The sequence below is a fragment of the Flaviflexus ciconiae genome, assembly GCF_003971195.1.
In the GTDB taxonomy this organism is placed as follows: domain Bacteria; phylum Actinomycetota; class Actinomycetes; order Actinomycetales; family Actinomycetaceae; genus Flaviflexus; species Flaviflexus ciconiae.
In genome coordinates this window covers 2,675,867-2,698,197 of record NZ_CP034593.1, presented here as the reverse complement: position 1 = coordinate 2,698,197, position 22,331 = coordinate 2,675,867, and the positions used below count along the sequence as shown (strand labels likewise).

Annotated in this window: 20 protein-coding genes and 1 pseudogene; 13 read left to right on the top strand and 8 right to left on the bottom strand. The window is 59.2% G+C overall.

What is annotated here, in order from left to right; all coding sequences use genetic code 11:
- Positions 1 to 77 precede the first annotated feature (77 nt).
- The 3 genes from EJ997_RS12100 to EJ997_RS12090 form a co-directional block, all read right to left on the bottom strand.
- Positions 78 to 494 carry a VOC family protein gene (locus EJ997_RS12100; RefSeq protein ID WP_126704772.1) on the bottom strand — a complete coding sequence of 139 codons (417 nt, stop codon included), beginning with the start codon at positions 492 to 494 and terminating at the stop codon, positions 78 to 80.
- Between the two features lie 161 nt (positions 495 to 655).
- Positions 656 to 1,084, bottom strand: coding sequence for a VOC family protein (locus tag EJ997_RS12095; RefSeq protein ID WP_126704771.1), 429 nt, complete (start codon positions 1,082 to 1,084; stop codon positions 656 to 658).
- A gap of 234 nt (positions 1,085 to 1,318) precedes the next feature.
- Complete coding sequence (locus EJ997_RS12090; protein ID WP_206501683.1) at positions 1,319 to 3,136, bottom strand: ABC transporter ATP-binding protein; 1,818 nt, start codon at positions 3,134 to 3,136, stop codon at positions 1,319 to 1,321.
- Positions 3,137 to 3,208: 72 nt separating this feature from the next.
- On the opposite strand from EJ997_RS12090, the gene EJ997_RS12085 reads away from it, so the two are divergent.
- Complete coding sequence (locus EJ997_RS12085; RefSeq protein WP_126704770.1) at positions 3,209 to 3,631, top strand: MarR family winged helix-turn-helix transcriptional regulator; 423 nt, start codon at positions 3,209 to 3,211, stop codon at positions 3,629 to 3,631.
- A 191-nt stretch (positions 3,632 to 3,822) separates the two neighbouring features.
- On the opposite strand, the gene EJ997_RS12080 is transcribed toward EJ997_RS12085, so the two are convergent.
- Complete coding sequence (locus tag EJ997_RS12080; RefSeq protein ID WP_265936861.1) at positions 3,823 to 4,959, bottom strand: amidohydrolase; 1,137 nt, start codon at positions 4,957 to 4,959, stop codon at positions 3,823 to 3,825.
- Positions 4,960 to 5,449: 490 nt separating this feature from the next.
- Here EJ997_RS12080 and EJ997_RS12075 point away from each other — a divergent pair, with 490 nt between their 5' ends.
- The 3 genes and pseudogenes from EJ997_RS12075 to brnQ all read left to right on the top strand — a co-directional run bounded on the left by EJ997_RS12075 (position 5,450) and on the right by brnQ (position 8,600).
- Positions 5,450 to 5,710 (top strand): DUF2249 domain-containing protein, encoded by a 261-nt coding sequence (locus EJ997_RS12075; RefSeq protein ID WP_126704769.1) that lies wholly within the window; start codon positions 5,450 to 5,452, stop codon positions 5,708 to 5,710.
- Between the two features lie 42 nt (positions 5,711 to 5,752).
- Positions 5,753 to 6,862, top strand: coding sequence for a cytochrome P450 (locus tag EJ997_RS12070; protein ID WP_126704768.1), 1,110 nt, complete (start codon positions 5,753 to 5,755; stop codon positions 6,860 to 6,862).
- A 371-nt stretch (positions 6,863 to 7,233) separates the two neighbouring features.
- Positions 7,234 to 8,600: pseudogene (gene brnQ / locus EJ997_RS12065) on the top strand (branched-chain amino acid transport system II carrier protein).
- A 137-nt stretch (positions 8,601 to 8,737) separates the two neighbouring features.
- On the opposite strand, the gene EJ997_RS12060 reads toward brnQ, so the two are convergent.
- Positions 8,738 to 9,481: a PIG-L deacetylase family protein gene (locus EJ997_RS12060; protein ID WP_164720001.1), complete on the bottom strand. Its 744-nt coding sequence runs from the start codon at positions 9,479 to 9,481 to the stop codon at positions 8,738 to 8,740.
- Positions 9,478 to 10,734, bottom strand: a complete 1,257-nt coding sequence (locus EJ997_RS12055) for a glycosyltransferase (protein ID WP_126704766.1) — start codon at positions 10,732 to 10,734, stop codon at positions 9,478 to 9,480. The genes EJ997_RS12060 and EJ997_RS12055 overlap by 4 nt, the downstream gene beginning before the upstream one ends.
- Positions 10,735 to 11,205: 471 nt before the next feature.
- On the opposite strand from EJ997_RS12055, the gene EJ997_RS12050 reads away from it, so the two are divergent.
- The 3 genes from EJ997_RS12050 (at position 11,206) to EJ997_RS12040 (ending at position 13,808) form a co-directional block, all read left to right on the top strand.
- Positions 11,206 to 11,856 (top strand): SDR family oxidoreductase, encoded by a 651-nt coding sequence (locus EJ997_RS12050; protein ID WP_126704765.1) that lies wholly within the window; start codon positions 11,206 to 11,208, stop codon positions 11,854 to 11,856.
- A 383-nt stretch (positions 11,857 to 12,239) separates the two neighbouring features.
- On the top strand, positions 12,240 to 13,244 hold the full coding sequence (locus EJ997_RS12045; RefSeq protein ID WP_126704764.1) for a hypothetical protein: 1,005 nt from the start codon (positions 12,240 to 12,242) through the stop codon (positions 13,242 to 13,244).
- A 138-nt stretch (positions 13,245 to 13,382) separates the two neighbouring features.
- Positions 13,383 to 13,808 (top strand): hypothetical protein, encoded by a 426-nt coding sequence (locus tag EJ997_RS12040; protein ID WP_126704763.1) that lies wholly within the window; start codon positions 13,383 to 13,385, stop codon positions 13,806 to 13,808.
- A gap of 395 nt (positions 13,809 to 14,203) precedes the next feature.
- Here EJ997_RS12040 and EJ997_RS12035 read toward each other — a convergent pair whose 3' ends face one another.
- Complete coding sequence (locus tag EJ997_RS12035) at positions 14,204 to 14,869, bottom strand: DUF1801 domain-containing protein (protein WP_126704762.1); 666 nt, start codon at positions 14,867 to 14,869, stop codon at positions 14,204 to 14,206.
- A 24-nt stretch (positions 14,870 to 14,893) separates the two neighbouring features.
- Entirely contained in the window at positions 14,894 to 15,817 is a 924-nt protein-coding gene (locus EJ997_RS12030) for a VOC family protein (RefSeq protein WP_126704761.1), read from the bottom strand.
- A gap of 509 nt (positions 15,818 to 16,326) precedes the next feature.
- On the opposite strand from EJ997_RS12030, the gene EJ997_RS12025 reads away from it, so the two are divergent.
- The 6 genes from EJ997_RS12025 to EJ997_RS13830 all read left to right on the top strand — a co-directional run bounded on the left by EJ997_RS12025 (position 16,327) and on the right by EJ997_RS13830 (position 22,218).
- Positions 16,327 to 16,758 (top strand): Fur family transcriptional regulator, encoded by a 432-nt coding sequence (locus EJ997_RS12025; RefSeq protein ID WP_126704760.1) that lies wholly within the window; start codon positions 16,327 to 16,329, stop codon positions 16,756 to 16,758.
- A 26-nt stretch (positions 16,759 to 16,784) separates the two neighbouring features.
- The gene (locus tag EJ997_RS12020; RefSeq protein ID WP_126704759.1) at positions 16,785 to 18,299 is read left to right on the top strand and encodes a catalase; all 1,515 of its coding nucleotides are present in this window, start codon (positions 16,785 to 16,787) and stop codon (positions 18,297 to 18,299) included.
- A gap of 362 nt (positions 18,300 to 18,661) precedes the next feature.
- Positions 18,662 to 19,897: an AI-2E family transporter gene (locus EJ997_RS12015; RefSeq protein ID WP_164719999.1), complete on the top strand. Its 1,236-nt coding sequence runs from the start codon at positions 18,662 to 18,664 to the stop codon at positions 19,895 to 19,897.
- 201 nt (positions 19,898 to 20,098) lie between these two features.
- On the top strand, positions 20,099 to 20,836 hold the full coding sequence (rpiA, locus tag EJ997_RS12010) for a ribose-5-phosphate isomerase RpiA (RefSeq protein WP_126704757.1): 738 nt from the start codon (positions 20,099 to 20,101) through the stop codon (positions 20,834 to 20,836).
- A gap of 398 nt (positions 20,837 to 21,234) precedes the next feature.
- Positions 21,235 to 21,915 (top strand): AIM24 family protein, encoded by a 681-nt coding sequence (locus tag EJ997_RS12005; protein ID WP_126704756.1) that lies wholly within the window; start codon positions 21,235 to 21,237, stop codon positions 21,913 to 21,915.
- A gap of 180 nt (positions 21,916 to 22,095) precedes the next feature.
- Positions 22,096 to 22,218: a hypothetical protein gene (locus EJ997_RS13830; protein WP_265936822.1), complete on the top strand. Its 123-nt coding sequence runs from the start codon at positions 22,096 to 22,098 to the stop codon at positions 22,216 to 22,218.
- Positions 22,219 to 22,331 lie beyond the last annotated feature (113 nt).

The window sequence follows — 22,331 nt, the reverse complement described above, 5'->3', positions numbered from 1 at the left end:
CCTTCGCAATACGCTCTTTGCACGAGGGTTTCATTGCAGGCACACCTCGTTGTTGCTCGGTCACCGGGCGGACTTCGCTAGTTCAGGCAGAACTCGTTACCCTCGGGGTCGGCCATGACCAGGTAGCCGGGGTTGTCACCGTCCGGTTCCCAGCGTTTGATGCGAGTAGCACCGTAATCGGAGAGTTCATCGGCGCGCGCTTCCAGCACCGCCATCCGCTTTTCTCCCTCGAGGCCGGGTGCCGTCAGTACGTCCAGGTGGAGCCGGTTCTTGACCCTCTTGGACTCGGTCTCCTTTTGGAAGGAGATGCGGATGCCGGTGCCGTCCTTGGGGACGATGGCGACGGCGTCCTGCCAGGGACGGCAGCCTGCCCTGTCGGAGGCAGGCGCCGCCTCCGCCTCGCGCGGCGTCTCCCTCGTGTATTTGAGGGCCGTCGCCCAGAAGTCCGCCAGCAAAGCCGGATTATGGGCATCGAAAGTCAGCTGAACCTGCATGACACAACGCTCTCCTCGGCAGGCCCAATCCGCTAGGTACTGAGCACCAGTCTCAACGAGAAATGCTCCCATCCCGCTAGCGAGACTGCGCCCTGCGACACGACATCGACGACAAAGACCTCAGGCCGACGCGGTCAACGGATATCCTGTTTTCTTTCGTTTCAGTCCAGGCAGAACTCGTTGCCCTCGGGATCGGCGAGAACGATGTGTCCGCGGGTGAAGTTATCGGGTTCGAAACGCTTGAGACGGGCTGCACCGATGGCAATGAGTTCCATTGCTCGATCCTCCAGCGCCGCCATGCGTTCGTCACCATTGAGGTGCGTGGCTACGCGAACGTCGAGATGGATGCGGTTCTTCGCGGTCTTCGATTCGGGTACTTTCTGGAAGAAAACTCGGGGGCCGTTCCCGTCTTTCGGGACAAGAGCATCCGCCCCATCCCACTGCTCCTCGGGGACACCGGCGTCCTCCAGGAACTCTTGCCACGTATCGAAGCCTGCCGGGGGTTCATCTCTTTTATAGTCGAGGACCTCCTGCCAGAAATCTGCCAGGGCCCGCGGATCATCGGCATCGAATGTCACTTGGATTTCCATGACATCAAGGTATCCGCAGTCTCCTTTATACGATAGTAGACAGCCCTCTGCTGGTCTTATGTGCAGGAAAAGGCCTAGGCACATGACAGAAGGTCCCTCCCGTGCGCTTCCCCGGCTCCCGGACAGCACAGCCTCCGTGGGCCCAGGGAAGCTCAAACGCAAGGTCCCACCGATGTTTCTCTCGACCGGTCCGCGCCCGCGACCCTGGAGCTGCCCGACCACTTACCGCTTGGACTAGGCAACCTTCTCAGTTGCGGCTTCGAGCAGCGCATAGTGGCCGCCACGTTCGAGCAGTTCGTCGTGCGTTCCTGCCTCAATGATCCGCCCCTCATCAAGGACAACAATGTTGTCGGATTCCCGAACGGTGGAGAGCCGGTGGGCAATCGTCACGGTTGTTCTTCCGTGGGACAGGTTATCAATACCCTCCTGGACGAAGCGTTCCGTCTCGTTGTCGAGGGCGGATGTTGCTTCATCGAGGATGAGGATTTCAGGGTCGCGTAGAACGGTGCGGGCAATGGCAATGCGCTGTTGCTCACCGCCGGAGAATCGGAAGCCACGCGCACCAACAATTGTGTCGAGCCCCTGTGGCAGGGATGCAATAAGGGCGTCGATGCGGGCGATGCCGAGGGCTTCCCACAGCTCCTCATCGCTCGCATTCTCCTTCGCAAGCCTGAGATTCTCTCTAATCGTGTCGTGGATCAGGTACGTCTCCTGGGAGACAATGCCAATCCGGCGAGCACGCTCAGCCGAGTTCATGTGGCGCAGGTCCACGCCGCCGATTCGGATCGAACCGGACGACGGATCAACGAGCCGTGACAGGAGTGAGGCAAGGGTGGACTTACCCGAGCCGGTGTGGCCAACCAGTGCCACGGAGGACCCGGCGGGAACCACCAGGTTGATGTTGGAGACGGCAGGCCGTTCCGCGTTGGGGTAGCTGTAGGTGACCGAATCAAACACAATCGACGAGTCGCCAGGTGTCGGCGTCGGAGCATTCTCTTCCGGTTCTGCCAACTCGGGTTCGAGGTCGAGGTATTCGAAGATTCGGGAGAACAGCGCCATTGCCGAGATCCACTGGGCGCCAATATCCAACAGACCGGTGAGGGGGCGGAAGATCTGCGACTGGAGCGTCGTGAACGCGATAAGAGTTCCGATGGAGATGGTGGTGGAGGGCAAGCCAGCAACGAGGTAAACGAGAGCGGGGATGATCGCGAAGATGATCTGCATGGAAGCCATGCGCCACCGCCCCGCCATCTGAGAATTCAGTTCGAGATCGATGAGTTCTTCGGAGACGTCCGAGAAGGCCTTCTCGTTACGGGATTCCAGGCCGAGTGTCTTGGTTAGTCTCATACCGGAAACCGAGAGCGTCTCGGTGATCGTGGACTGCATGATCGCCATTTTCTTCTGCTGCTCGATCGTAATCGCCTTACGCGCGTGGGCGACCTTTCGGGTCAGCCAGATCGAAGGCGGCAGAACAATGAGCGAAAGGAGCGACAGCGTAGGACTGAGGGCGATCATGGCGGCAATGGTGGCTACCGAGATCGTCAGGTTCGAGGCAATCGAGGTTGCCGTTGAGGTGACGATGGATTTCATGCCGGCAATGTCGTTGGTCAGCCTGGACTGAATCTCTCCGCCCTTGGTGCGGGTAAAGAACCCGAGGGACTGCCGCTGCAGATTCGTGTAGACCCGCACGCGGAGCGAGTGCATGATCCGCTGGCCAACCTTGGCACTCATCCAGGTTTGAATCACGCCGATCGCCTGGGTGACGATCGCGATAAGGATCATCCCGGCAACCAGCCAAACAAGAAGGGAAACGTCGCTTTGCGGGATTGCCTCGTCCACAACGGTCCTCACAAGGAAGGGCTGAACAACAGTCAGGCCCGAGACGGAAACGATAAGGACAACAACGAGAGCGAGCTGCCACTTGTGGGGCTTGAAAAGCCGAATAACCCTCCCGTAGGAAACGGGATTCTCTTCAAGCCGGGCCTTATCGGCAGGATCAACCTTCTGAGGCCCCCTCATCCCACCCGGACCCATGTGCATATTGACACTCATAGAGCCTCCTTTTCGTTTACTGAGGTTACTTCACTATGAGGTTAACTCGCCAGTTCATGATATTATTCCCGCATGAGCGAAACTACAGCACCAACGGGCACCGAGCTGGCTGACATGATCGGCTCCGTAGCCCGCTACATCCGTCACCACTCCCGCGGAATCCCACCCCATCAGCACCGCGCCCTGAAGATGATTGCGAAAGAGCCTATCCGCCCAGCCCGCCTCGCAGAACAGCTCCACATCACACCGCGGGCCGTCACCGATGTCGTTGACGCCCTCGTCGACAAGGAGCTCATTCACACGGAGGCCGACCCGAATGATCGCAGGGCCAAGATCCTCCAAATCAACGAATCCGGCAGCACGCTCCTCACCGAGCTTGAGGAGAAGCGCACGGCAGTGGCCGACGAATATTTCTCAGCCCTCACGGACGACCAGAAGGTACAGCTTAAGGAGCTCCTAAGCGCCCTTCCCGACCGGATCGCAAAAGGGAACTAGTCGCCCAACTTCCACACCGACACCCCTGCGAGCAACCCCTACGCGCGATCGGCTCACTAAACCTCATCGGTCCGCTCGCGGGGGTATTGCCAATGATTGCCCAGCAAGACTCACCCGAACCACCGAGGCTCCTCACGCGAACCACCGAGGCTCCTCACCCAACCAGAGCCAATAATTCAACGAATCAAAATTCAAAGGCTAACGATTTGGTCGGTCGAGACTTCCCTCCCGGCCAGGACCGTAGCATCGCGGTTACTTGCCAAGCCAGACCATCGACGCCGCAATGATGGCTTCCGCGCCGGTGTCGATGGACGAGATCTCGGGAGCGAAGAACGGGGAATGGTTCGGAACCCCTTCCCTTCCTTGAATCCGCCGATTACCCAGTAGCAGGAGGGGACGCCGAGAGCATCGGGAAGGATCGTGAAGTCTTCCGATCCTGACATGGCGCCAACAACAATGCTGCGGTCACCAAAGCGATGATCGAACGCATCCTGAACTCGATCCGTCACATCTTCGTCGTTAACGGTGAGCGGGAACCGGTCGTAATACTCGAACTCGGGCGGCCGGGGCAAACCGGAAGCATCACACTCGGCACGAACAATCCGCTCTATTGCAGCGTGAATCTGCTTTTCCACCGCATCATCGAAAGCGCGGGTGTTAATAAGTAGGGTTGCGGTCTCGGGAATGACATTGGACTTGGAGCCGGACCGGATTGCTCCGACGGTGACGACTGCGGATTCGGCGGGCGATATCTCACGGGACACGATGGTTTGAAGGCGGAGAACAATCGCGGAGGCGAGAACAACGGGGTCAACTCCAGCATGAGGCATCGAACCGTGACTTCCAGAGCCGTGCACGGTGACTTTGATAGAGGCGGCTGCCGCCATGAACTCCCCCGCCCTGGTGCCGACCGTTCCCACGGGAAGGGTCGACATGACGTGCTGGGCGAGGAACACATCCGGCTTCGGCATCGCTCCTGCGAGGCAGTCTTCCACCATGGCGCGGGCGCCCTCGGCGATCTCCTCGGCGGGCTGGAATACCGCAACGAAGGTTCCCGACCAGTCATCCTTTGACTCAACGAGAGCTTCGAGGGCACCAAGAAGGGAAACGATGTGGACATCGTGCCCGCAGGCATGCATGAGGCCGGCAGTCTCACCATCGGCGCTTGTCGTGGTTGCCGTAGACGCATAGTCCTTCCCGGACTTTTCCGCCACCGGCAACCCGTCAATATCGGCACGGAATGCCACAACCGGACCGTCGCCGTTCTTCAGGACCGCGACAAGGCCGGTTCCCCCGACTGCAGTGGGATCTAACCCAAGAGCGCGCAGCCGCTCCGCTATAAGGGAGGATGTCTCGCTCTCCTGGAGCGACAGCTCCGGATCTGATGAAAACGTTTATAGAGCTCGACTCGGTCTTCTCTTGTTCTTTCCAGCGTGCGATCACATTCGGTCGACATTCACTCTCCTAGGAACGCATCCAGTCTACGACCGTCAATCAGAACTGGCACCAGCACCCACGAGCGGATCGAAAGCAGAATCCCACGAGCGGATTAAATGGAGAGTCCGTGAAGAATCTTTTGAGGATGCCACACGCCCCTCCCTGCGAGGATGCCACAGGGCTCGCCCCGCTGGCGGGGTCTGGCCGAGCCTGCCGGCATGACCGGGCCGACCAAACCCCGTGAACGGTGGCCGACGATTGACAACCGAGCGACAGCCCCATCCGCCCTGCGACGTGCGGCACAACCATTCAATTAATTATTAACAGTTTTCTCGTGTAAATTGGTGGGTGTAACGCACCCTTCGTTTTCAGGAGAATGCCATGTCGCATGAATGCCAGTGCAATAACGACGACACTGTCGAGGAGACTCTCGACGTTCTGGAGATCCCCCACACGGTCCGCCACGCCGCGATCCTGGGCGCCCTTGCCGCTCTTCCGGTCAATGGCTCTCTTCTGCTCAAGGCCCCTCACATGCCCAACCCGCTTCTTAGCGAGGTCAAGGATCTGGAGGGCGAGTTCAACCACGAGGTTGTGAAGGACGGCCCTGAGCACTGGCTGGTCCGCCTACGTCGTGCGGCCTGACGAATCTGACAAACCGGTGGTCTACATCTCTATAGTGAATCTATGACTGACGCCAGAACTCTTGGCGATACGAGCCTCCGCCGCTGCCCTGTCACCCATGACGATTCGTCGTGGACAGTGTGGGGTAACGAGGAGGCTCGTCTCGTTGCAAACGATCCAGAGACTTTCTCCAGCCACGTATCGAAGCACCTGAACGTGCCGAATGGCATGGATGGGGATGAGCACCGCAGGTTCCGGACCGTCATTGAACGCTACCTGTCCGACGACGTCATTGTCCCGCTTTACCCCGGCTTCGAAGAACTTGCCACCGAGATTTACGCATCGATGGGAGATTCGTTCAACGCGAATGACTTTGGCAGGCTGGTCGCGGTGCGTTGCCAGAGCCAGTGGCTCAAGTGGCCTGCCTCGTACGAGAACGAACTGCTGGAGTGGATTACCGAGAATCAGGCCGCCACCCGCTCCGGCGACAAGAGGCGCACCAAGGCTGTCGCGGAAGCCTTCACCGACATTGTTCGCAGAATCGTCACCACCCACGAGGATGACGAGAGCCCGACAGCGAAGCTCAGGCATGACACGGTCGAGGAGAACGGGGAACAACGTCCGCTGGCTAAGGAGGAGATTGTTTCGATTCTCCGCAACTGGACCTCGGGCGATCTCGGATCGATCGCCTACTCGATTGGCATTGTCGCCCACTTCCTGGCCACCCACCACCAGATTGCGGCTGATTTGCGCCGCTACGACGAGCAGGGGAACACAGACGCTCTTGACCGCGCGCTCGACGAGATTCTTCGAATCGATGACCCCTTTATTTCAAACCGCCGCAAGACCACGAAGCAGGTCACGATTGCCGGGCAGGAGATCCCGGCCGGCGAAAAGGTTGTCATCCACTGGACCGCCGCAAACAGGGATCCCCGAGCGGTCGGGTACCCCGATGCGTACAACCCCGAAGGCAATGCGGCACACAATCTCGTCTACGGCTCCGGGCCTCACGTGTGCCCGGGTCGCACTCTCTCCACCCTGGAGCTCAGGGCCGCTCTTGTAGCGCTCCTGCGCGGGGGCAATCTCGTCCTGACCGGCGAGGCACCCCGCGAGGAGAATCCCGTTGGTGGCTTCGCCTCAGTACCCGTCCGGCGCACAGCCACCAACCACTAACCACCACCAATAGGGCGCAAGCCTCCGTCTGACGAACGGGAGCGTTGCACCGACACTGGGAAGGAAGAGCCCGCGGCACCAGCCGCGGGCTCGACCCATCCAACTCACACCCGTTCGCGCCATCCATCCCTTCTATCGCTTGTCTCATGGACCGGTCGTTACGTCCCCGGCTGATCGTTTTGCCTCTTGGACCGATCATTATCTCCTTGCCCCTTGACCGACCGTCCTCCAATTGCCTCAGCATCAGGTGCCCCGCGCGGTGAGTTCAGGCACGAACCCCAGTTTCTTGTGTTCACTATGGTGGACGTCCTATGAGAAGCGGATGGGGCCGGGGGTAGCATCGACTGGTCACTCGTCTTTAAGCAGGTACTATGCCCAAAACCCAGTCGAAGCTCGTTACCATCATCGTCACGGGCCTAGCGCTCTTCTCCATGTATTTCGGAGCAGGCAACCTTATCTTCCCGGTCATGATCGGCATGACAGGAGGCAACAATACTGCCCTCATCATCACGGGCTTCCTCATGACGGGAGTGGCGCTTCCCGTTCTTGGCATGATCGCCGCATCCACGCAGGAACGCGGCGAGCCGGATGGCATCGCGTCCAGGATTGGACGAATACCGGGCCTGGCCTTCACGGTCGCAATTTTCCTTTCCACGGGCATGCTCTACGCAATCCCCGGGTGGCAACCGTGAGCTACGAGATGACGGTCGTGCCGCACATTGCTGACGGAACCGAATCCGATTCTCTGCACCTGCTGGTTTACTCGATCGTTTTCTTTGCAGCCGTTGGGGCTATTGCCCTGAATCCCGGCAAAATCGTCGCTCGTCTCGGCACATACCTGACACCAACGCTTCTTGTTGTTCTCGCGGTTCTCATCATCACTGTCGTTGTGACCATGGATCCGGTTTCCGTGGAGCCGAGCCCCGACTATGCGAGCAATCCCCTCCCCACGGGCCTTCTCGAGGGGTACTACACGATGGACGCGATTGCCTCGCTCGTGTTCTCGGTCATTATTCTCCGTTCCCTGGCTCGCCACGGCTTCTCAACCCGCAGGAAGCTCATCTTGGGATCGACCCTGTCGGCATTCGTTGCCGGCATCGGCCTCTGCCTCATCTACCTCGGGCTGGCAGCGATTGGCACGCGAGTTGCCGGACATGGCTTCACCGGTGGTGCCGCCGGTCTTGCCTACGCGGCAGAAGCCGGCCTTGGCCCAATTGGACAGACGGTCTTCTCCGCCGTCACGATCCTCGCCTGCCTGACCACAGCTGTCGGCCTTATCGGTTCTTCAAGCCAGTACTTCCGCAAGCTATTCCCGAAGATCAGCCACAAAGCTATGGTCGCCGTCCAGTGCCTCGTCGCCCTGACTCTTGCGAATCTGGGCCTGGAGAAAATCCTGGAGATTGTCACCCCTATTAACCAGCTTCTCTACCCCATCGCCATCTGCCTCATTGCCGTGGCCCTTCTCGATATCTTCCTGCCCGGCAAGCTCTACTGGACGTACCGGCTCTCGGCCTGGACCGCCATCGTCATCGCGATCCCCGAGGCGCTCTGGGCAACAAACCTTGCGACCTTCGCATTCCTCCGCGAATACATCGACATGATCCCCCTCGGCGAGGTGAACATGGCATGGGCCATTCCCGCTCTTGTTGCCGGAGCAGTCGGCCTCATCGCCGACTTCTCCCAGGGCCGCCTGAGGCCCAGCAAGACCCAGACTCAGGTCCCTGCCTGGGCCGACTAGGAATCCCCCTGCCCTCAGCGACGCAAGCGAGCATGCTCGGCAGCTTTCTCCCCGCCCGGGTATGAGTGAGCCCGGCTATTGTCGGCCGGGCTCTCACGTTTTCTACCTTTGCGAAGCTTATCTCGGGTGCGTTACCGCTATCCTGCGTAGCGTCGGATCCCGACGGCGGTAGAGAAGTCGTCTCGCTGGCCGCCAACGTGCTCGATATGGTCGGGGTAGACGGTGAGTTGACTACGGTACATGGATAGTGCGTCGACGACGATATCGAGATACTGGGAGAGCTCGAGGTGTTCGAAACCCGGGTCGTTGACGTCGGAAGCAACCTCGTAAAAATCGACCCCGGTCATTTCGGATGCCTTCAGGGCGATCTCGTGGGTACGGATGTGGTCAGGATGAGAATAGGAGCCCCGGCTGTCGTAGGACACGATTCCAGTTGGGGCGATGGCCTCAATGAGTGCAGCTAGGTCGCCAGCGGCTTCCGCAATGGTTGCGGAGCAGAGCGTGCCTTCTTCGAGGTTCTCTGCGGGGCCGGCGACGCCTTCATCAATCCAGACCATCCCGGAATCTGCATAGCGCCTCTCGCTAAGCCCCTCCTTTCGAGCGGGCACGTTCCCCAGCCAGTAGTGGCGGTCCACTCCAAGGGTCTTGACCGCGAGCGCCAGTTCCTGCTCGCGGTGGGCTGCGAGTTCATCGACGGTTGAGTCGAGGGGAATAACTCCTTGGACGATCTCTCCGCGCTCTCCTCGCGTTGCTGTAACAACGGTAGTTCTCAGGCCTTCGTTGTGGCAGGCTGCGAGTAGTGCACCGGTATGAAGGGTCTCATCATCCGGGTGGGCATGGACGAAGAGGGGCGCCTTCCCAAAGATGTCCTCAAGTTTCATCCGGCTTCTCCTAGGTAGATGGCAGTGAGTTCCCGTGCAACATTGTCCCATCCACGGGTCAGGGCAAAGCGTCGTCCCGCCGCACCGAGTTCGGCCCTGCGGGCCGGGTCGTGCGCGAGCGATTCCATGGTGCGCGCCCATTCCGTTGGGTCACGCGAGTCAATAAGGTAGCCGGTCTGTCGATCGAGAACCGATTCGACCATGCCACCGGTCTTTGTGGCGATAACGGGAACGCCGCAGGCCGCGGCTTCAACGTTGATGATCCCGTAGGTTTCGAGGTGGCTGGGGTTGATAAGGAAAAGAGAACGGCCGATGAGTTCAGCGAGCCCCTCGCGCGTCAGCGAGGGACGGAACTCCACTTTCAAGCCGGTGCCAAGGTGGGTGACGAGGGTCCGGACCTCGTCCAGGTAGTCGTCATAGCCGGAGGCGGGCTCTCCCGAGATGATGAGCTTGGGTCGAGAATCGGGGTTCATGAGCGACAGAGCTCGCACAACCAGGTCCGCTCCCTTGAGCGGGTGAATGCGACCGGCGAAAACAATAGTGGGTTCTGAAACCTCCGCGGGAATGTTCGCCCCGGATGGCTCAGCACCTTTCACACGTTCCTGAACACCGTCGGCACGCGCTGAACTTGCACCACTGTTGCGGTGGCCTGCGTGACCAGGCTTCGTTTCCTTCTCGGAGATTGGAGCGAAGGTTACGTGGTCGACGCCGGGGGAGGCGACGGCGATATTCGCAGGGTCCGCGTTGTATCGGGAAACAATGAGGTTCTTTTCGAACTCGCTGACCGCGATGATCAGATCCGATGTAGCTGCTATCTGCCGCTCCCCAACGATCCTGCCGGGAGATTCTGCTTTCTCTCCCGCTTCCCATCCTGCGCCCGCGGGCGCAGCCAGCGAATGGTAGCTCTGGATGTGGGGGATGGCATGACGATTGGCAACCGGAATTGCTGCCACGCCAGCAAACCAGTGGTGCGAGTGAATAATGTCGACCTGGCTGTGCTGAACCCAGGTATCGAGGGCGCTCTCGAACGGCTCGATCAGCCGTTCTGAATCCGACTTGGACACGGGCTCTCGTGGGCCCGCTTCAAGATAGTGGGCTGTTACGCCATCAAAAATTGGTTCGACCTCGGGAAGCTCCCGACGATCTTTGCGTGTGACGATATGGATTCGGTGCCCCAACCGGGCCAGTTCTTTCGCGGAGTTCAGCAGGTAAACGTTGAGACCGCCTGCCTCACCGGCCCCCGGTACTGCCATGGGATCAGTGTGGAGAGCGACGAGAGCAATTGTTAACCCGGACGCTTCATGAGCCACGGCGCACCCCCTTCACAGTGTCGACCACAAGTGTGCCAGCGTTATCCGCCAACCGCGACCATCCTGAACCAATGTCCCACAAATCTGGACGAAAGGATGGGCACCATTGGAATCCAGTCTTCACAATACGCCGGTGCGGCATATTTCCCAATTGGCTAGGTCACTTCTGGGTAAACGCTCAACTATCCATCCATTGAATAGCGCCAGATTATTGAGGAATACCAGAGAGTGGTACCAAACTTTTGCGAGGCGCCGATTTCCCGCAGATGGCTGTAGCATCACTAGCCGCAACGGAGTCCACCGCGTCCCGTTCAATCCAGGGAGAATCCTGGACTGCCGTGCCGGTTGGAGCCTTTTTTCTGGCACGTGCCGTGCGTGGCGTCTAGCCTGGAGGGAGTACCTGAGGAGGACAACATGTCGAAATATCTCATCATTGGCGGTCACGGCAAGGTCGCTCTGCTTGCTTCGGAGCTACTCGTTCACAACGGACACGCGGTCGCCTCGCTGATTCGCAATCCTGACCACCGCGCCGGCGTGGAGGGAACCGGGGCGACGCCCCTTCTCCTCGATATTGAGCAAGCAAGCGAGGAAGACCTCGCTCGCGCCATGGAAGGGATGGACGGGGTTGTCTGGTCCGCCGGTGCTGGCGGTGGCAATCCGGCACGCACCCGCGCGGTTGACTACGAGGCCGCGGTCCGGTCGATGGCAGCCGCCAAGGCCGCGGGCGTTTCCCGCTATGTCATGGTTTCGTACCTGAACTCGTCGCTCGACCACGGCGTCCCCGAGGATAACTCGTTCTACCACTACGCACAGGCGAAGGCGGAGGCCGACGAGCACTTGCGCGGCACCGGTCTCGACTACACGATCCTTGGCCCCGGCGCCCTGACCCTTGAGGAGCCCACCAACTCCATTACCGTGCGTGAAATCGGATACGAGGGACCGAGCGACACCTCGCGCGCCAACGTGGCACGGATGATCGTCGAGGTTCTTGCCTCCCCGAACGCTATTGGGAAGACCATTGGCTTCACGGATGGGGAGACCCCTATCGAAGGTCTCTTCTCCTGACGAAGGCCGCTAACGGAAGTCACCTCTTCTCACGGTGGCAGGTACTAAGCCGAACTCGACTACGGGGCTTAGCACCTGCCACCATTTCTTTTCCACGTTGACCTTCGCGATCCTGTCATCACCGTGAATTAACCCATCACCCGTGGCGGGAAGAGCGGGAACTCACCAAAAGCCTGGTTTTTGTTCGGGATAGTATGGGATGGATTCGGAGGTACAAGATTGCAAAATTTGGTGTCGATGACGCCACGTTCAGCGAGCCGATTCCATCACCCAAACAGAACCTGTGGCGACAGCTTTTTACCTAGCAGGCTCTGAGTCTCAGGTGGCCGGGTGCCGCTCGCGCGGCGCCTACCCTTGGCATACCCGGCTTAATTGCCCTGATTTTGAGCTTCGAGAACGAGATGCTCCTCATCGCCACCGGCGCATACGCCGTGATCTCGGGCGAAGGACATCCGTTCCGGTACCGGTGGAAGCCCATGGCAATCATCGGCGTCCTCCTCGTCGCGGGCGTCACCATGGGATCTTTCATCGGCCAGGAAGTCCAGGAACTTGTCTCAGAAACGGGGAACACGTGGTGGATTTCTATCACCGTGATCTTCTCGTCGATTGTTGCGGCCATCCTGGTATTCGGGGCGAACTCGCTCCGCATGACTGCGCCCGGCATCTTCTTTATTGTCATGGTGACCTCAAGCTCCCAGATGTCATCGGGGCTTGGTCTTAAGCCCTGGCAGGTTGGCATGTGGGCAACAGTCGGCGCTGTCAGCGCCTGGATTCTCGGCATGCTCCCGGCACTCATTGACCCGCACGCACCAGAACGTCAAGCCGTTGAGAACCTTGAGAAGGCCGTTGAGAAGTACGAGAAGTCACCGAGCTATGCCGTACAGGAACGGCACGGTGCTTCCTCGGCGCTCAATACTGTTTGGGTTGCCCTCAAGGATGCTGGGATCATTAGTGGCGGCCGAGTGATCCGCAAATCCCAGTCCGATCTCGTGGCCCGGGCGCTGACGGCACAGAACCGCCTCGCGGCCCTGAACGAGGACGTGACGGGAGGGACTGAGTACGAGAACCTCTCCGCCACAGACCCGCACCGCGTGGCTATCCCGCACGGGCGTCTCACCGCCCCGTACATGATCTATCGGTCAATCCACCGGTACTCACACTCGACACTGACGGCGCAGAAGATCTTTTGGGCCTCAATCCTGTCCGGAATGATCTCCATAGCCTTTGGCCTGGGCCGGCCGGACTGGGCAATCGCCAGCGTTGTTCTTGTTCTCCAGTGGGACCCGGACGAGGTCCCAGGATCCGTCCGCGCCCTCCACCGCCTCCTCGACTCAATTATCGACATTGGCATCTTCGACCTCGTCCATATCTCCCAGCCTGCTGCCTAGCTTCTCCTTCTCATTCTGGTGACATGTCAGTTCTATGCCGAGATCTTCCTCGTGTGAAACTATGCCCTCACGGTTATCTTCACAACCCCGCTCGCACTGCTACTCGGTGGCGGAGCCTCCGGGCCTCTCGGGCAGATCATGACGTTCCGTATCCTCGAGGTGACAATTGCCGTCGCCATCTCCATCACTTTCCTATGGGCGTCCTCGAACCGCGTACAACGACTCCATCACCTCCGCCTGGTAGATCGTTGCTTCGATGCCATTGGTGACCTGATCGGCGTGCTCACCTTCCTGCCACCTTCGAAGGCCCTGGCCCGGCGCCGCGATCTCCAGTTCGAGCTCGTCGGCGAACATCGCACCATTCTCTCCCTCAACAAGGATCACCACTCGACGGCAAAGGCAATATGGCGTGGCCACCTCATGATCCAAAAGATCGGGTACGAGATTCTCGATACGGCGACACAGAAAAACGAGCAGGACCTTTCGGTCGCAGAAATCGACAAACTGGCTATCCGAATCAGGGCTGCCCACACCCACTACACACAATTCCTGAATGAGAGGTAGACAACAGCTGGAAAATTGGGGAACATAGTTGCGGGGCTCGCTTCGCAATGGCGGGGAGCGGGTCCTTTCCGCCCAAGGAGTGGCCACGAATCTTCCAAGAATCTTCAGCGATCGTCACGCGCCCCCGGCACCAAATTCGGCTCGATCACGCGCATAACTCAGCACGCAGCAGCTTCGCGAACGTGCGCCAATGAGCTCACCATTGCCTTCAAGCACCGACCAATTCAGCCCGCCCAACTAAGTCATGTCGTACCTGGCGAATTAGTGCACTGGCCTAGCCGCCGGGTGACAAACCAGCCTAACAACCCGAGGACAAAAGGGAATGTGCGTGCCGCACCTGGTTAATACAACAAAGGCAATGTGGGGCACACACGTGGCAGTTTTTGAGGGTGCCTCTAACAGTCCCCCGGCTCCGTTTCCCAGGAGTGCTTGATCAGCTCGGCAAGGATTGAGAGATCGATGTCCTCAAGCTTGTTGACGTAAACGCAGGAGACGGCGGTCTTGTGTTTACCGAGCTTGCCCAGGAGTTCCTCGCTGCGAGGGTGACCCTGGAGCCCGTAGAGGGATAGGGACGATTTGCGGGGGCTGAAGCCAACGTGAAAGGTGTCGCCTTCGCGCCCGGTGGCGTACGTGTAGTGGACGGCTCCGTAGCCGACCATGCTCGGCCCCCACATGACACCCTGCTCGCCCGTGGCTTCAGAGAAGATCTTGAGCAGTTCCTTCCCCTGCTTGACGCGGGCGGGCCACTCGAGCGATTCGATCCACTCTTCCGGATCCTGTGAGGTTTGGGCGGTCTTGATATCGGCGGCATTCTCACCGGTATGTCCTTTGGTCCATGTTGATCCCTTCGCCTCGGGAATGTCTCCAACGAGTCCGCCAAGGCCCCTTTCCATGAGGGCGTCGTGGACTGTTCGCAAACCGGCTTTGCCGACCCCGTGGAGCTCGAGGAGCTCCCGGTAGTCGGCGCCGTTTAGTGATTCAAGGTCTGTATAGCCCGCTAGCTTTACCGCGTCCCGGAAGGGGCGCCCCACTCCGGGGATCTGGTCGAGAGGTGTTCCCATGGAAACAATCTAGCGGGCGACGCGTCAGAGCGTCAGCAGTTCATCCGTGGTAATTCCCGGGAGGGAAAGGCTGACCTGGGTGTTCCACGGATCCACGGTCACAACGGAGGTGCCGTTATCCGTGTAGGAGATCTTCTTGCCCTTAAGACGAGCCACGAGAGCGTCAAGGTCTTCACGGCCAGGAACGGTGACTGCCACGTTACCGAGGCCCAGGCTGGCAGCACGCGGGCCGGAGCCTGCCGAGTTCCACGTGTTCATAGCAACGTGGTGGTGGTAGCCACCAGCCGAAGCGAAGAGTGCCTGGCCGCCGTAATCCAAAGTCGCTTCGAAGCCGAGGCCCTCGACGTAGAAATCGCGTGCGGTAGCGATGTCGCCAACCTGAAGGTGGACGTGGCCGACCTTGCCAACTGTCTTCGGGGCAGCATCGTGGATTTCCTGCGTCAGGTGGTTCTTAAGGAATTCATTCGGGTCGAGGTAAAGGGTTGCCATCTTGACCTGACCATTGACCCATTCCCACTGATCGCGCGGGCGGTCGATGTAGAGCTCGATGCCATTACCTTCGGGGTCGGTGAAATAGAAGGCCTCGGAAACAAGATGATCACCGGCGCCAACATACTGGCTACGGGGGTCCTGTGCGGCTCGATACAGCGTGGCGGCAAGAGCACCGGGCGTATCGAACAGGAATGCCGTGTGGTAGAGACCGGGCTTCGACGGATCCACACCGGGAAGACCGGGAGTCGCAACGAGCCGCACGAAGGGCACGCCGTTGCGTCCCAGCACTCGGTGAACTTCGCGGCCGTGGGACTGCTCCTCGATCGGCTCAAGTGCAAGAGCCTTAGCGTAGTAGGAGGACATGAGCTCGAGATCCCCCACACGGAGAGTCACGGCATCCATGCCCGTCGCAGGGTTAAGAATGCGACCGTCTGCAAGTGTCGTTGTCGTCATCATTTTCTTCTTCCTCGAGCTACATGCCGAACCATGCATCTCGCAAGTTCTTCCCGAGCCTAAAGCCCAGTCATTTCCGTTTCAACTACACTCTAGAACTAGATAGTTAAACCTGCAACTACTTATTTTGTGAGGCCGCCAACCGGCAACTTGGCGCCAGCAACCGAACCCAACAACCAAGCCGGCCGGAACGAGAGCATTCTTCCCGGAGGGTAATTCGAGCAGGCCCCAGCCCCACCGCGGAGCGTTCACCGCCACCTCCGAGACCGCCAACACTCGGAGAGCCGCGCCCGGAACGACCGCACTCCCTACCGGCCGGACATCACAGGTTTTCTTCTACAAAGCCTGACATCCCGTAACATCTCCTATAAACACGGAATTTTCTTGACGTACTTCAGGTTCGCGAAGGCGCTTGGCCTAGACTTACGCAAAGAGGATTCGCAGGAAGCACGTCTTTCTTCGTAGAAAATCGTTTATTGGATTAATTCCAATTTAGTAGTTAGGGTTGAGGTATGGCTTCCGACGAACACGTTACTGCCCTGCGTTCAGCAGGTCTTCGTGTTACGGCTCCGCGGCTGGCAGCCCTCGCTGTCATTACAGAGAACCGGCATTCCGATGCTGAGTTCATTGCCGGGGAGGTTCGAGAGCGTCTCGGATCAGTGTCAACGCAGGCCGTCTATGACGTCCTGCATGCGCTGACCGATTGCAATCTCGTTCGCAAGATCACGTTAGATGGACGCAAGTCACGTTACGAGATTCGGGTGGGCGACAATCATCACCACATGCTTTGTCGCAACTGCGGCCGAATCGAGAATGTGCCCTGCCATGTTGGCCAAGCTCCCTGCATGCTTCCCGAAGAAGATCACGGGTTCACAGTGGACGAGGCTGAAGTCATCTATCACGGTCTATGCCCGGACTGCCTGGAGGCCGCTCATGAAAACTAGCGCGCTACGAAAGATGATGGCTGACCATGACTCAATCCGATTTTACGAAGAAATCTACAACCGAAGCTGGTGCACCTCGCGAATCTGATGCTCATTCGCTGAGCGTCGGCGCTAACGGCCCCCTCCTCCTCCACGACGTCGCTCTTGTTGAGAAGCTTGCACGCTTCGACCGCGAGCGCGTTCCCGAGCGTAGCCCTCACGCGAAGGGCTCTGGCGCTTTCGGCACGTTCGAGGTTCTTGAGGATGTTTCCGCCCACACGAAGGCCGACTTCCTCCAGCCGGGCAAGAAGACCCAAATGCTGGCCCGTTTCTCGACGGTTGCTGGCGAGCTTGGCTCCCCTGACTCCTGGCGCGATGTACGCGGCTTTGCCCTGAAGTTCTACACCGAAGAGGGCAACTTCGACATGGTCGGCAACAATACGCCGGTCTTCTTTGTTCGCGATCCCATGAAGTTCCCTGACTTCATTCACTCGCAGAAGCGCATGCCCGACTCGGGCCTGCGTTCGAACAACATGCAGTGGGACTTCTGGACCCTCTCCCCCGAGTCGGCTCACCAGGTTGCGTACCTCATGGGTGACCGCGGCCTGCCCCGCACCTGGCGTCACATGAACGGCTACTCCTCGCACACCTACATGTGGGTGAACGAGGCTGGCGAGAAGTTCTGGGTTGTCTACCACTTCCACACCGATCAGGGTGTTGAGAACATGACGAACGAGGAAGCTTCGAAGCTTGCTGGTGAGGATGCTGACTTCCACCGTCGCGACCTGTTCGACGCTATTGAGCGTGGCGAGTTCCCGTCCTGGACTCTGTCGGTCCAGATCATGCCGTACGAGGATGCGAAGACCTACCGCTTCAACCCGTTCGACCTGACGAAGACGATCTCGAAGAAGGACTACCCGCTTCACAAGGTTGGTCGCTTCACGCTGAACGAGAATCCGACAAACCACTTCGCACAGATCGAGCAGGCTGCCTTCTCCCCCGCGAACACCGTTCCGGGCACCGGCGTCTCCCCTGACAAGATGCTGCTTGGTCGCGTCTTCTCCTACCCGGATGCTCAGCGTCACCGCATCGGCACGAACTACAACCAGATTCCGGTTAATCAGCCGATCACCGCGACGAACTCGTACGACAAGGAGGGTGCGATGCAGTACCACCACACGGGCAACGCTCCCGTGTACGCACCGAACTCGTACGGTCGCGCCTATCAGGACACTCAGGGCCCGGTCGAAAACGGCTGGGAAGCGGACGGCGAGATGGTTCGCTCCGCTTACTCCCTGCACGCCGAGGATGATGACTTCGGTCAGGCACACACCCTGGTCCGCGAGGTTTTCAACGACGAAGAGCGCGAACGCCTTGTTGAGACCGTTGTTGGCACCCTTATTCCCGACGTTGTCGAGCCCGTCCTTTCGAACGTCTTCCAGTACTGGAAGAACATCGACCAGGAGGTCGGCGAGCGCATCGAGAAGGGCTACTACGAGCAGTCCGGCACTCAGGTGCCCGGTGGCGATCCGATCGACGGCGAGCCCGAAGCAATTAGGTAAGCACCCTCCACGCTCGTGCAGTTCGTTCTGAACACAAGCAGATAGGCCTGCACGTGAGCGCGTAAGGCTGTCGGCACGCGGGGACCCTCGCAGGCGGGCAGCCAAGCAACAATGGGGCGGGGCTCTGGGACATTCTCCCGGGGCCCCGCCCTTTTGCTCTTATCCGGCTCAGCACCAATACCGGCCTGAATGGGCTCATTACCAGGCACAACGCGAGCACTCTGTCTTAATTGATCAGGTTCTGATCGCGTGGTTATGCCAGGCTTCTGGCATGATCGGTGACACGATCAGCATGTCTGCCCGGTGCATGCGCGGCAGGTAGAACTTCAGGCACTAGGTCGGGCAACCGGAAGGGGATTGTCGTGATTCTGCGTAAGAAGAGGAAACGGGCCACCGAGACACCGCCGCCGGCCCACCCGGCCGCCGTTCACTCCCCCACCGTGCAGCCGCACAACGTTCCCATCACTTCTGACACGGCCCCCGGCGTTTCGGTCGGTGTCCCCCGGGGGCTTGCCAAGTACGGGTTGGGCTCCTGGTATCTCATCGGGATCGTCATTATTGTCTCGCTGTTCGTTTTCGCAACAGCAAGAATCTCATTCGTATTTGTGGGCATATTCCTTGCCCTCGTTGCCACCTCCGTGCTTCGCCCCGTCACGGACTTCTTTGCCAGGTGGATGCCCCGGGCCCTCGCCATGATCCTGTCCTTTATCGCTGCCTTCGCCATATTCGGCGGCCTTATTGGCTACGTCGTGTACTCGGTGCAGGGCGAATGGGATGAACTGGCCGACACGTTCTCTTCCGGCATTGACTCTCTGCTGGAGACGCTGGAAAAAAGTCCTTTACCGTGGGACTTTTCTGCTGAGGATGCGTCAGCGCAACTATCGGATCTTGTCGATACCGGGATTGCTTGGCTTCAGGACAATGCTGGGGAAATCTCTGCACAGGTCATGTCGAGTGCTTCCGCGATCGGCACGTTCATCATGATCGTTTCCCTTGCCGCTTTGGCCACCATTTTCTTCCTCATGTCGGGCGCTAAAATGTGGCTCTGGTTCCTCAACCAGCTTCCGGACAAGAACAGGGACGTTACCCACAGGGCGGCCAGTGCGGCCTGGTTGTCGTTCTCGGGTTACGCGCGCGGCACCGTGATCGTTGCTGTCCTTGACGGGGTCCTGGCTTTCATTCTGCTTCTGATCCTTCAGGTCCCTCTCGCAGCGCCCCTCGCTATCCTTGTCACCATCGGTGCTTTCATCCCGCTCTTCGGTGCCCCGATCGCCATGATCATCGCAACGATTGTTGCCTTCGCCGCCAACGGCCCGGTCACTGCGCTCATTGTTCTTCTCGGAGTTGCCCTGATCGGCCAGCTCGAAGGTGACGTGTTCCAACCTCTTGTCATGGGCAAGCAAGTATCACTCCATCCGCTTGTTATCGCTATCGCTGTCCTGACAGGAACATTCCTCGCCGGTCTTGTTGGCGCAATCATCGCCATCCCGATCCTGTCGTCACTCTGGGCGATGTACAAAGTAGTTCGCAGACAAGACCCTCCCAGGGAGGAACTGCCCGAAGTGAACGCAGAACAGCTCCTCAAGAAAGACCGTTGAGGAAACCCGTAGTCATACGGGCACCAAGACATCAACTCGCTCCCGCCTTTCACGGAGGCTCGTCACGGGTGTGCTCAGGACAGTTTCCACACAGGGGACTGCTCTTTCGCATCGGACCCCGCCAGCGCCGTGGGACCAGGGGTCTCATCCGTTCCGCACACCTGTGGAGTATCGTTGTGGCAACGGAATGAAGGAGGGTCCATGGGGACTGATTCGAGAAATGAGCAGGCCAAGATCGCAGCGGGTGTCTATGCCGCTTCCCTTGTTGAGGACGGACAGAAGGTCGGCCTCGGTTCGGGTACCTCCGCCTGGCATTTTATCCGTTCACTAGCCAAGCGAATCGAAGAAGGCCTCGACATCATCGCCGTGCCCGCTTCGAAGGCAAGCCGCGATCTCGCACAGGAATTGAACGTCCCCCTTGTCGAGCTCGATGATATTACTGGTCTCGATATCTGCATTGACGGTGCCGACGAAGTCGCTCCCGATGGGTCAATGATCAAGGGCGGCGGGGCAAACCTGCTGTGGGAGAAGATCATTGCGGTTAACTCCGCAAAGATGCTGACCGTTGTTGACCCCTCCAAGATTGTTAAGACTCTTGGACAGTTCGCTCTCCCGATCGAGGTAACCCCGGCCTACTACGGCACAACGATCCGCAACATCCGCGAACTGCTGGCAGAAAAGGGCTGGGAAGCCGTCTCCGTCGAACGTCGGATGAACGGGGATAGCCCGGTTATTACCGACAACGACAACTTCATTGTTGACGCGAAGCTCGAGACCATCACCGACCCCGCGGGCCTCGCCATCGCCCTCAACCAGATCCCCGGCGTCGTTGAAAACGGCCTGTTCCCAGCCATGTCCAAGGGCGTCATCGTCGGCAGGCCGGACGGCACTGCCGAGTTCCTCGAGATCGGCTTCGACCCGGCCACAGTCAACGCCTGATCCCAATGCTTCACCTGGTGGGGCCGCAAGAACGAATAGCTTGCCTGCGGCCCCACCACATCTCGCACTTGTCGCCGTCCTTCATTCCATCCAGCTCCACTGGCCCATCTCCCATTTGTCTCCCGCACCTCATCCCGGCCTCCCTCTGCGCTCTGCGGGAACAATCACGGAACAGTTACCGAACAAGGTCATGGCGAGCGGGACTGCGCCACACGCTTCCGGCATGACTCGGTCCTCAAGCGGCGCGCGCAATAGATCGTCGCTAGTTCTCTTCCCATGACAGAACGCCGATCTGCGTCTAGACTGACCCTTATTCGTAACCCACATCACAAGTCACTTTGGTAGTGCTTCCACGCGGGTTTTCGTTTCCCGTTTTCTTCCCGTAGCAAGGACCCGTTATGAGATCAGCACTGTTCGATCAGCAAAATCAAGAGCGTCAAACCGAGGAGAGGTGGGCGCTCCAGTCCAGCAAGATGCTCCGTTGCCGACTTGTCCCGGGAGCTCCCGAGATTGTCGCAGCGCAGGGCGCAATGGTCGCCTATCAGGGCAACATGGACTTCTCATACCAGGGGTCCGGTGGCGGCATGAAGATGCTGAAGAAGTTTGCGACAGGTGAGGGCGGGAACCTCATGAAGGTGAGAGGACAGGGCGAAGTGTTCCTAGCACGGGAGGCTCAGGACATTTTCCTTATCACGCTCGAAGGCGAAGCCCTTACTCTGAACTCGGCAAGCATGCTTGCCTACGACGATTCGCTCCGCTCCGACATTCGTTCCCTCGGCGGCGCAGGTCTCATGTCGGGCGGTCTCTTCAACTACTTCCTGGAAGGCCACGGCACGATCGCCGTCACAAGCGATGGTCCTCCCATGCTCCTTGACTGCTCCCAGCAGCCCACCTTCGTTGATCCCCAGGCAGCTATCTGCTGGTCCCCCAACCTCAGCCCATCCCTGAAGAATGATTTCAAGATGGGATCTCTCATCGGCAGGGGATCTGGAGAATCCTTCCAGCTGGGCTTCCACGGTCCCGGTTTCGTTGTTGTCCAGCCCTCCGAGGGCAGGCAGAACCAGAAAATGCTCGGTTAGACGCTCCACGACAGGCATAACAGGCCACGCCAACACCCCACCGCGCAACGCCAATAAAGCACTGCAGAATGCACCCGGTCAGATAAGTGTCCCTTTTTCCGTTAGCGGAATAAGAAACAATGCCAGCGGATAGGGCACTAGCGTTACCCGTAAGTAGCATCCAGAAAAGGAGAAGAATCCATGGGTGGAAAGCACGCCAAGCAGGATCACGAGAAGGATCAGGATCTCGAGAAGAAGGCCTCGGAAGAAGTGCCCGCTGAGGGCGAGCGTACTGACGACGCCGAAGAGCAGCGCGAAGACTAACCTAACCGTTGAGGCCCGGGACTGACCTGTCCCGGGCCTCAATGCCCCCGCAACTTCACGCCCTACACCATTCCACTGCTTCCAGTAGGCAGGCGCAGCGCCTCCTTAAGCAC

Bases quoted from the DNA above. Each gene is read 5' to 3' on its own strand.
- EJ997_RS12100 (WP_126704772.1), bottom strand. From the start codon at position 494: ATGCAGGTTCAGCTGACTTTCGATGCCCATAATCCGGCTTTGCTGGCG.
- EJ997_RS12095 (WP_126704771.1), bottom strand. From the start codon at position 1,084: ATGGAAATCCAAGTGACATTCGATGCCGATGATCCGCGGGCCCTGGCA.
- EJ997_RS12090 (WP_206501683.1), bottom strand. From the start codon at position 3,136: ATGAGTGTCAATATGCACATGGGTCCGGGTGGGATGAGGGGGCCTCAG.
- EJ997_RS12085 (WP_126704770.1), top strand. From the start codon at position 3,209: ATGAGCGAAACTACAGCACCAACGGGCACCGAGCTGGCTGACATGATC.
- EJ997_RS12075 (WP_126704769.1), top strand. From the start codon at position 5,450: ATGTCGCATGAATGCCAGTGCAATAACGACGACACTGTCGAGGAGACT.
- EJ997_RS12070 (WP_126704768.1), top strand. From the start codon at position 5,753: ATGACTGACGCCAGAACTCTTGGCGATACGAGCCTCCGCCGCTGCCCT.
- EJ997_RS12060 (WP_164720001.1), bottom strand. From the start codon at position 9,481: ATGAAACTTGAGGACATCTTTGGGAAGGCGCCCCTCTTCGTCCATGCC.
- EJ997_RS12055 (WP_126704766.1), bottom strand. From the start codon at position 10,734: ATGGCAGTACCGGGGGCCGGTGAGGCAGGCGGTCTCAACGTTTACCTG.
- EJ997_RS12050 (WP_126704765.1), top strand. From the start codon at position 11,206: ATGTCGAAATATCTCATCATTGGCGGTCACGGCAAGGTCGCTCTGCTT.
- EJ997_RS12040 (WP_126704763.1), top strand. From the start codon at position 13,383: ATGACGTTCCGTATCCTCGAGGTGACAATTGCCGTCGCCATCTCCATC.
- EJ997_RS12035 (WP_126704762.1), bottom strand. From the start codon at position 14,869: ATGGGAACACCTCTCGACCAGATCCCCGGAGTGGGGCGCCCCTTCCGG.
- EJ997_RS12030 (WP_126704761.1), bottom strand. From the start codon at position 15,817: ATGATGACGACAACGACACTTGCAGACGGTCGCATTCTTAACCCTGCG.
- EJ997_RS12025 (WP_126704760.1), top strand. From the start codon at position 16,327: ATGGCTTCCGACGAACACGTTACTGCCCTGCGTTCAGCAGGTCTTCGT.
- EJ997_RS12020 (WP_126704759.1), top strand. From the start codon at position 16,785: ATGACTCAATCCGATTTTACGAAGAAATCTACAACCGAAGCTGGTGCA.
- rpiA (WP_126704757.1), top strand. From the start codon at position 20,099: ATGGGGACTGATTCGAGAAATGAGCAGGCCAAGATCGCAGCGGGTGTC.
- EJ997_RS12005 (WP_126704756.1), top strand. From the start codon at position 21,235: ATGAGATCAGCACTGTTCGATCAGCAAAATCAAGAGCGTCAAACCGAG.
- EJ997_RS13830 (WP_265936822.1), top strand. From the start codon at position 22,096: ATGGGTGGAAAGCACGCCAAGCAGGATCACGAGAAGGATCAGGATCTC.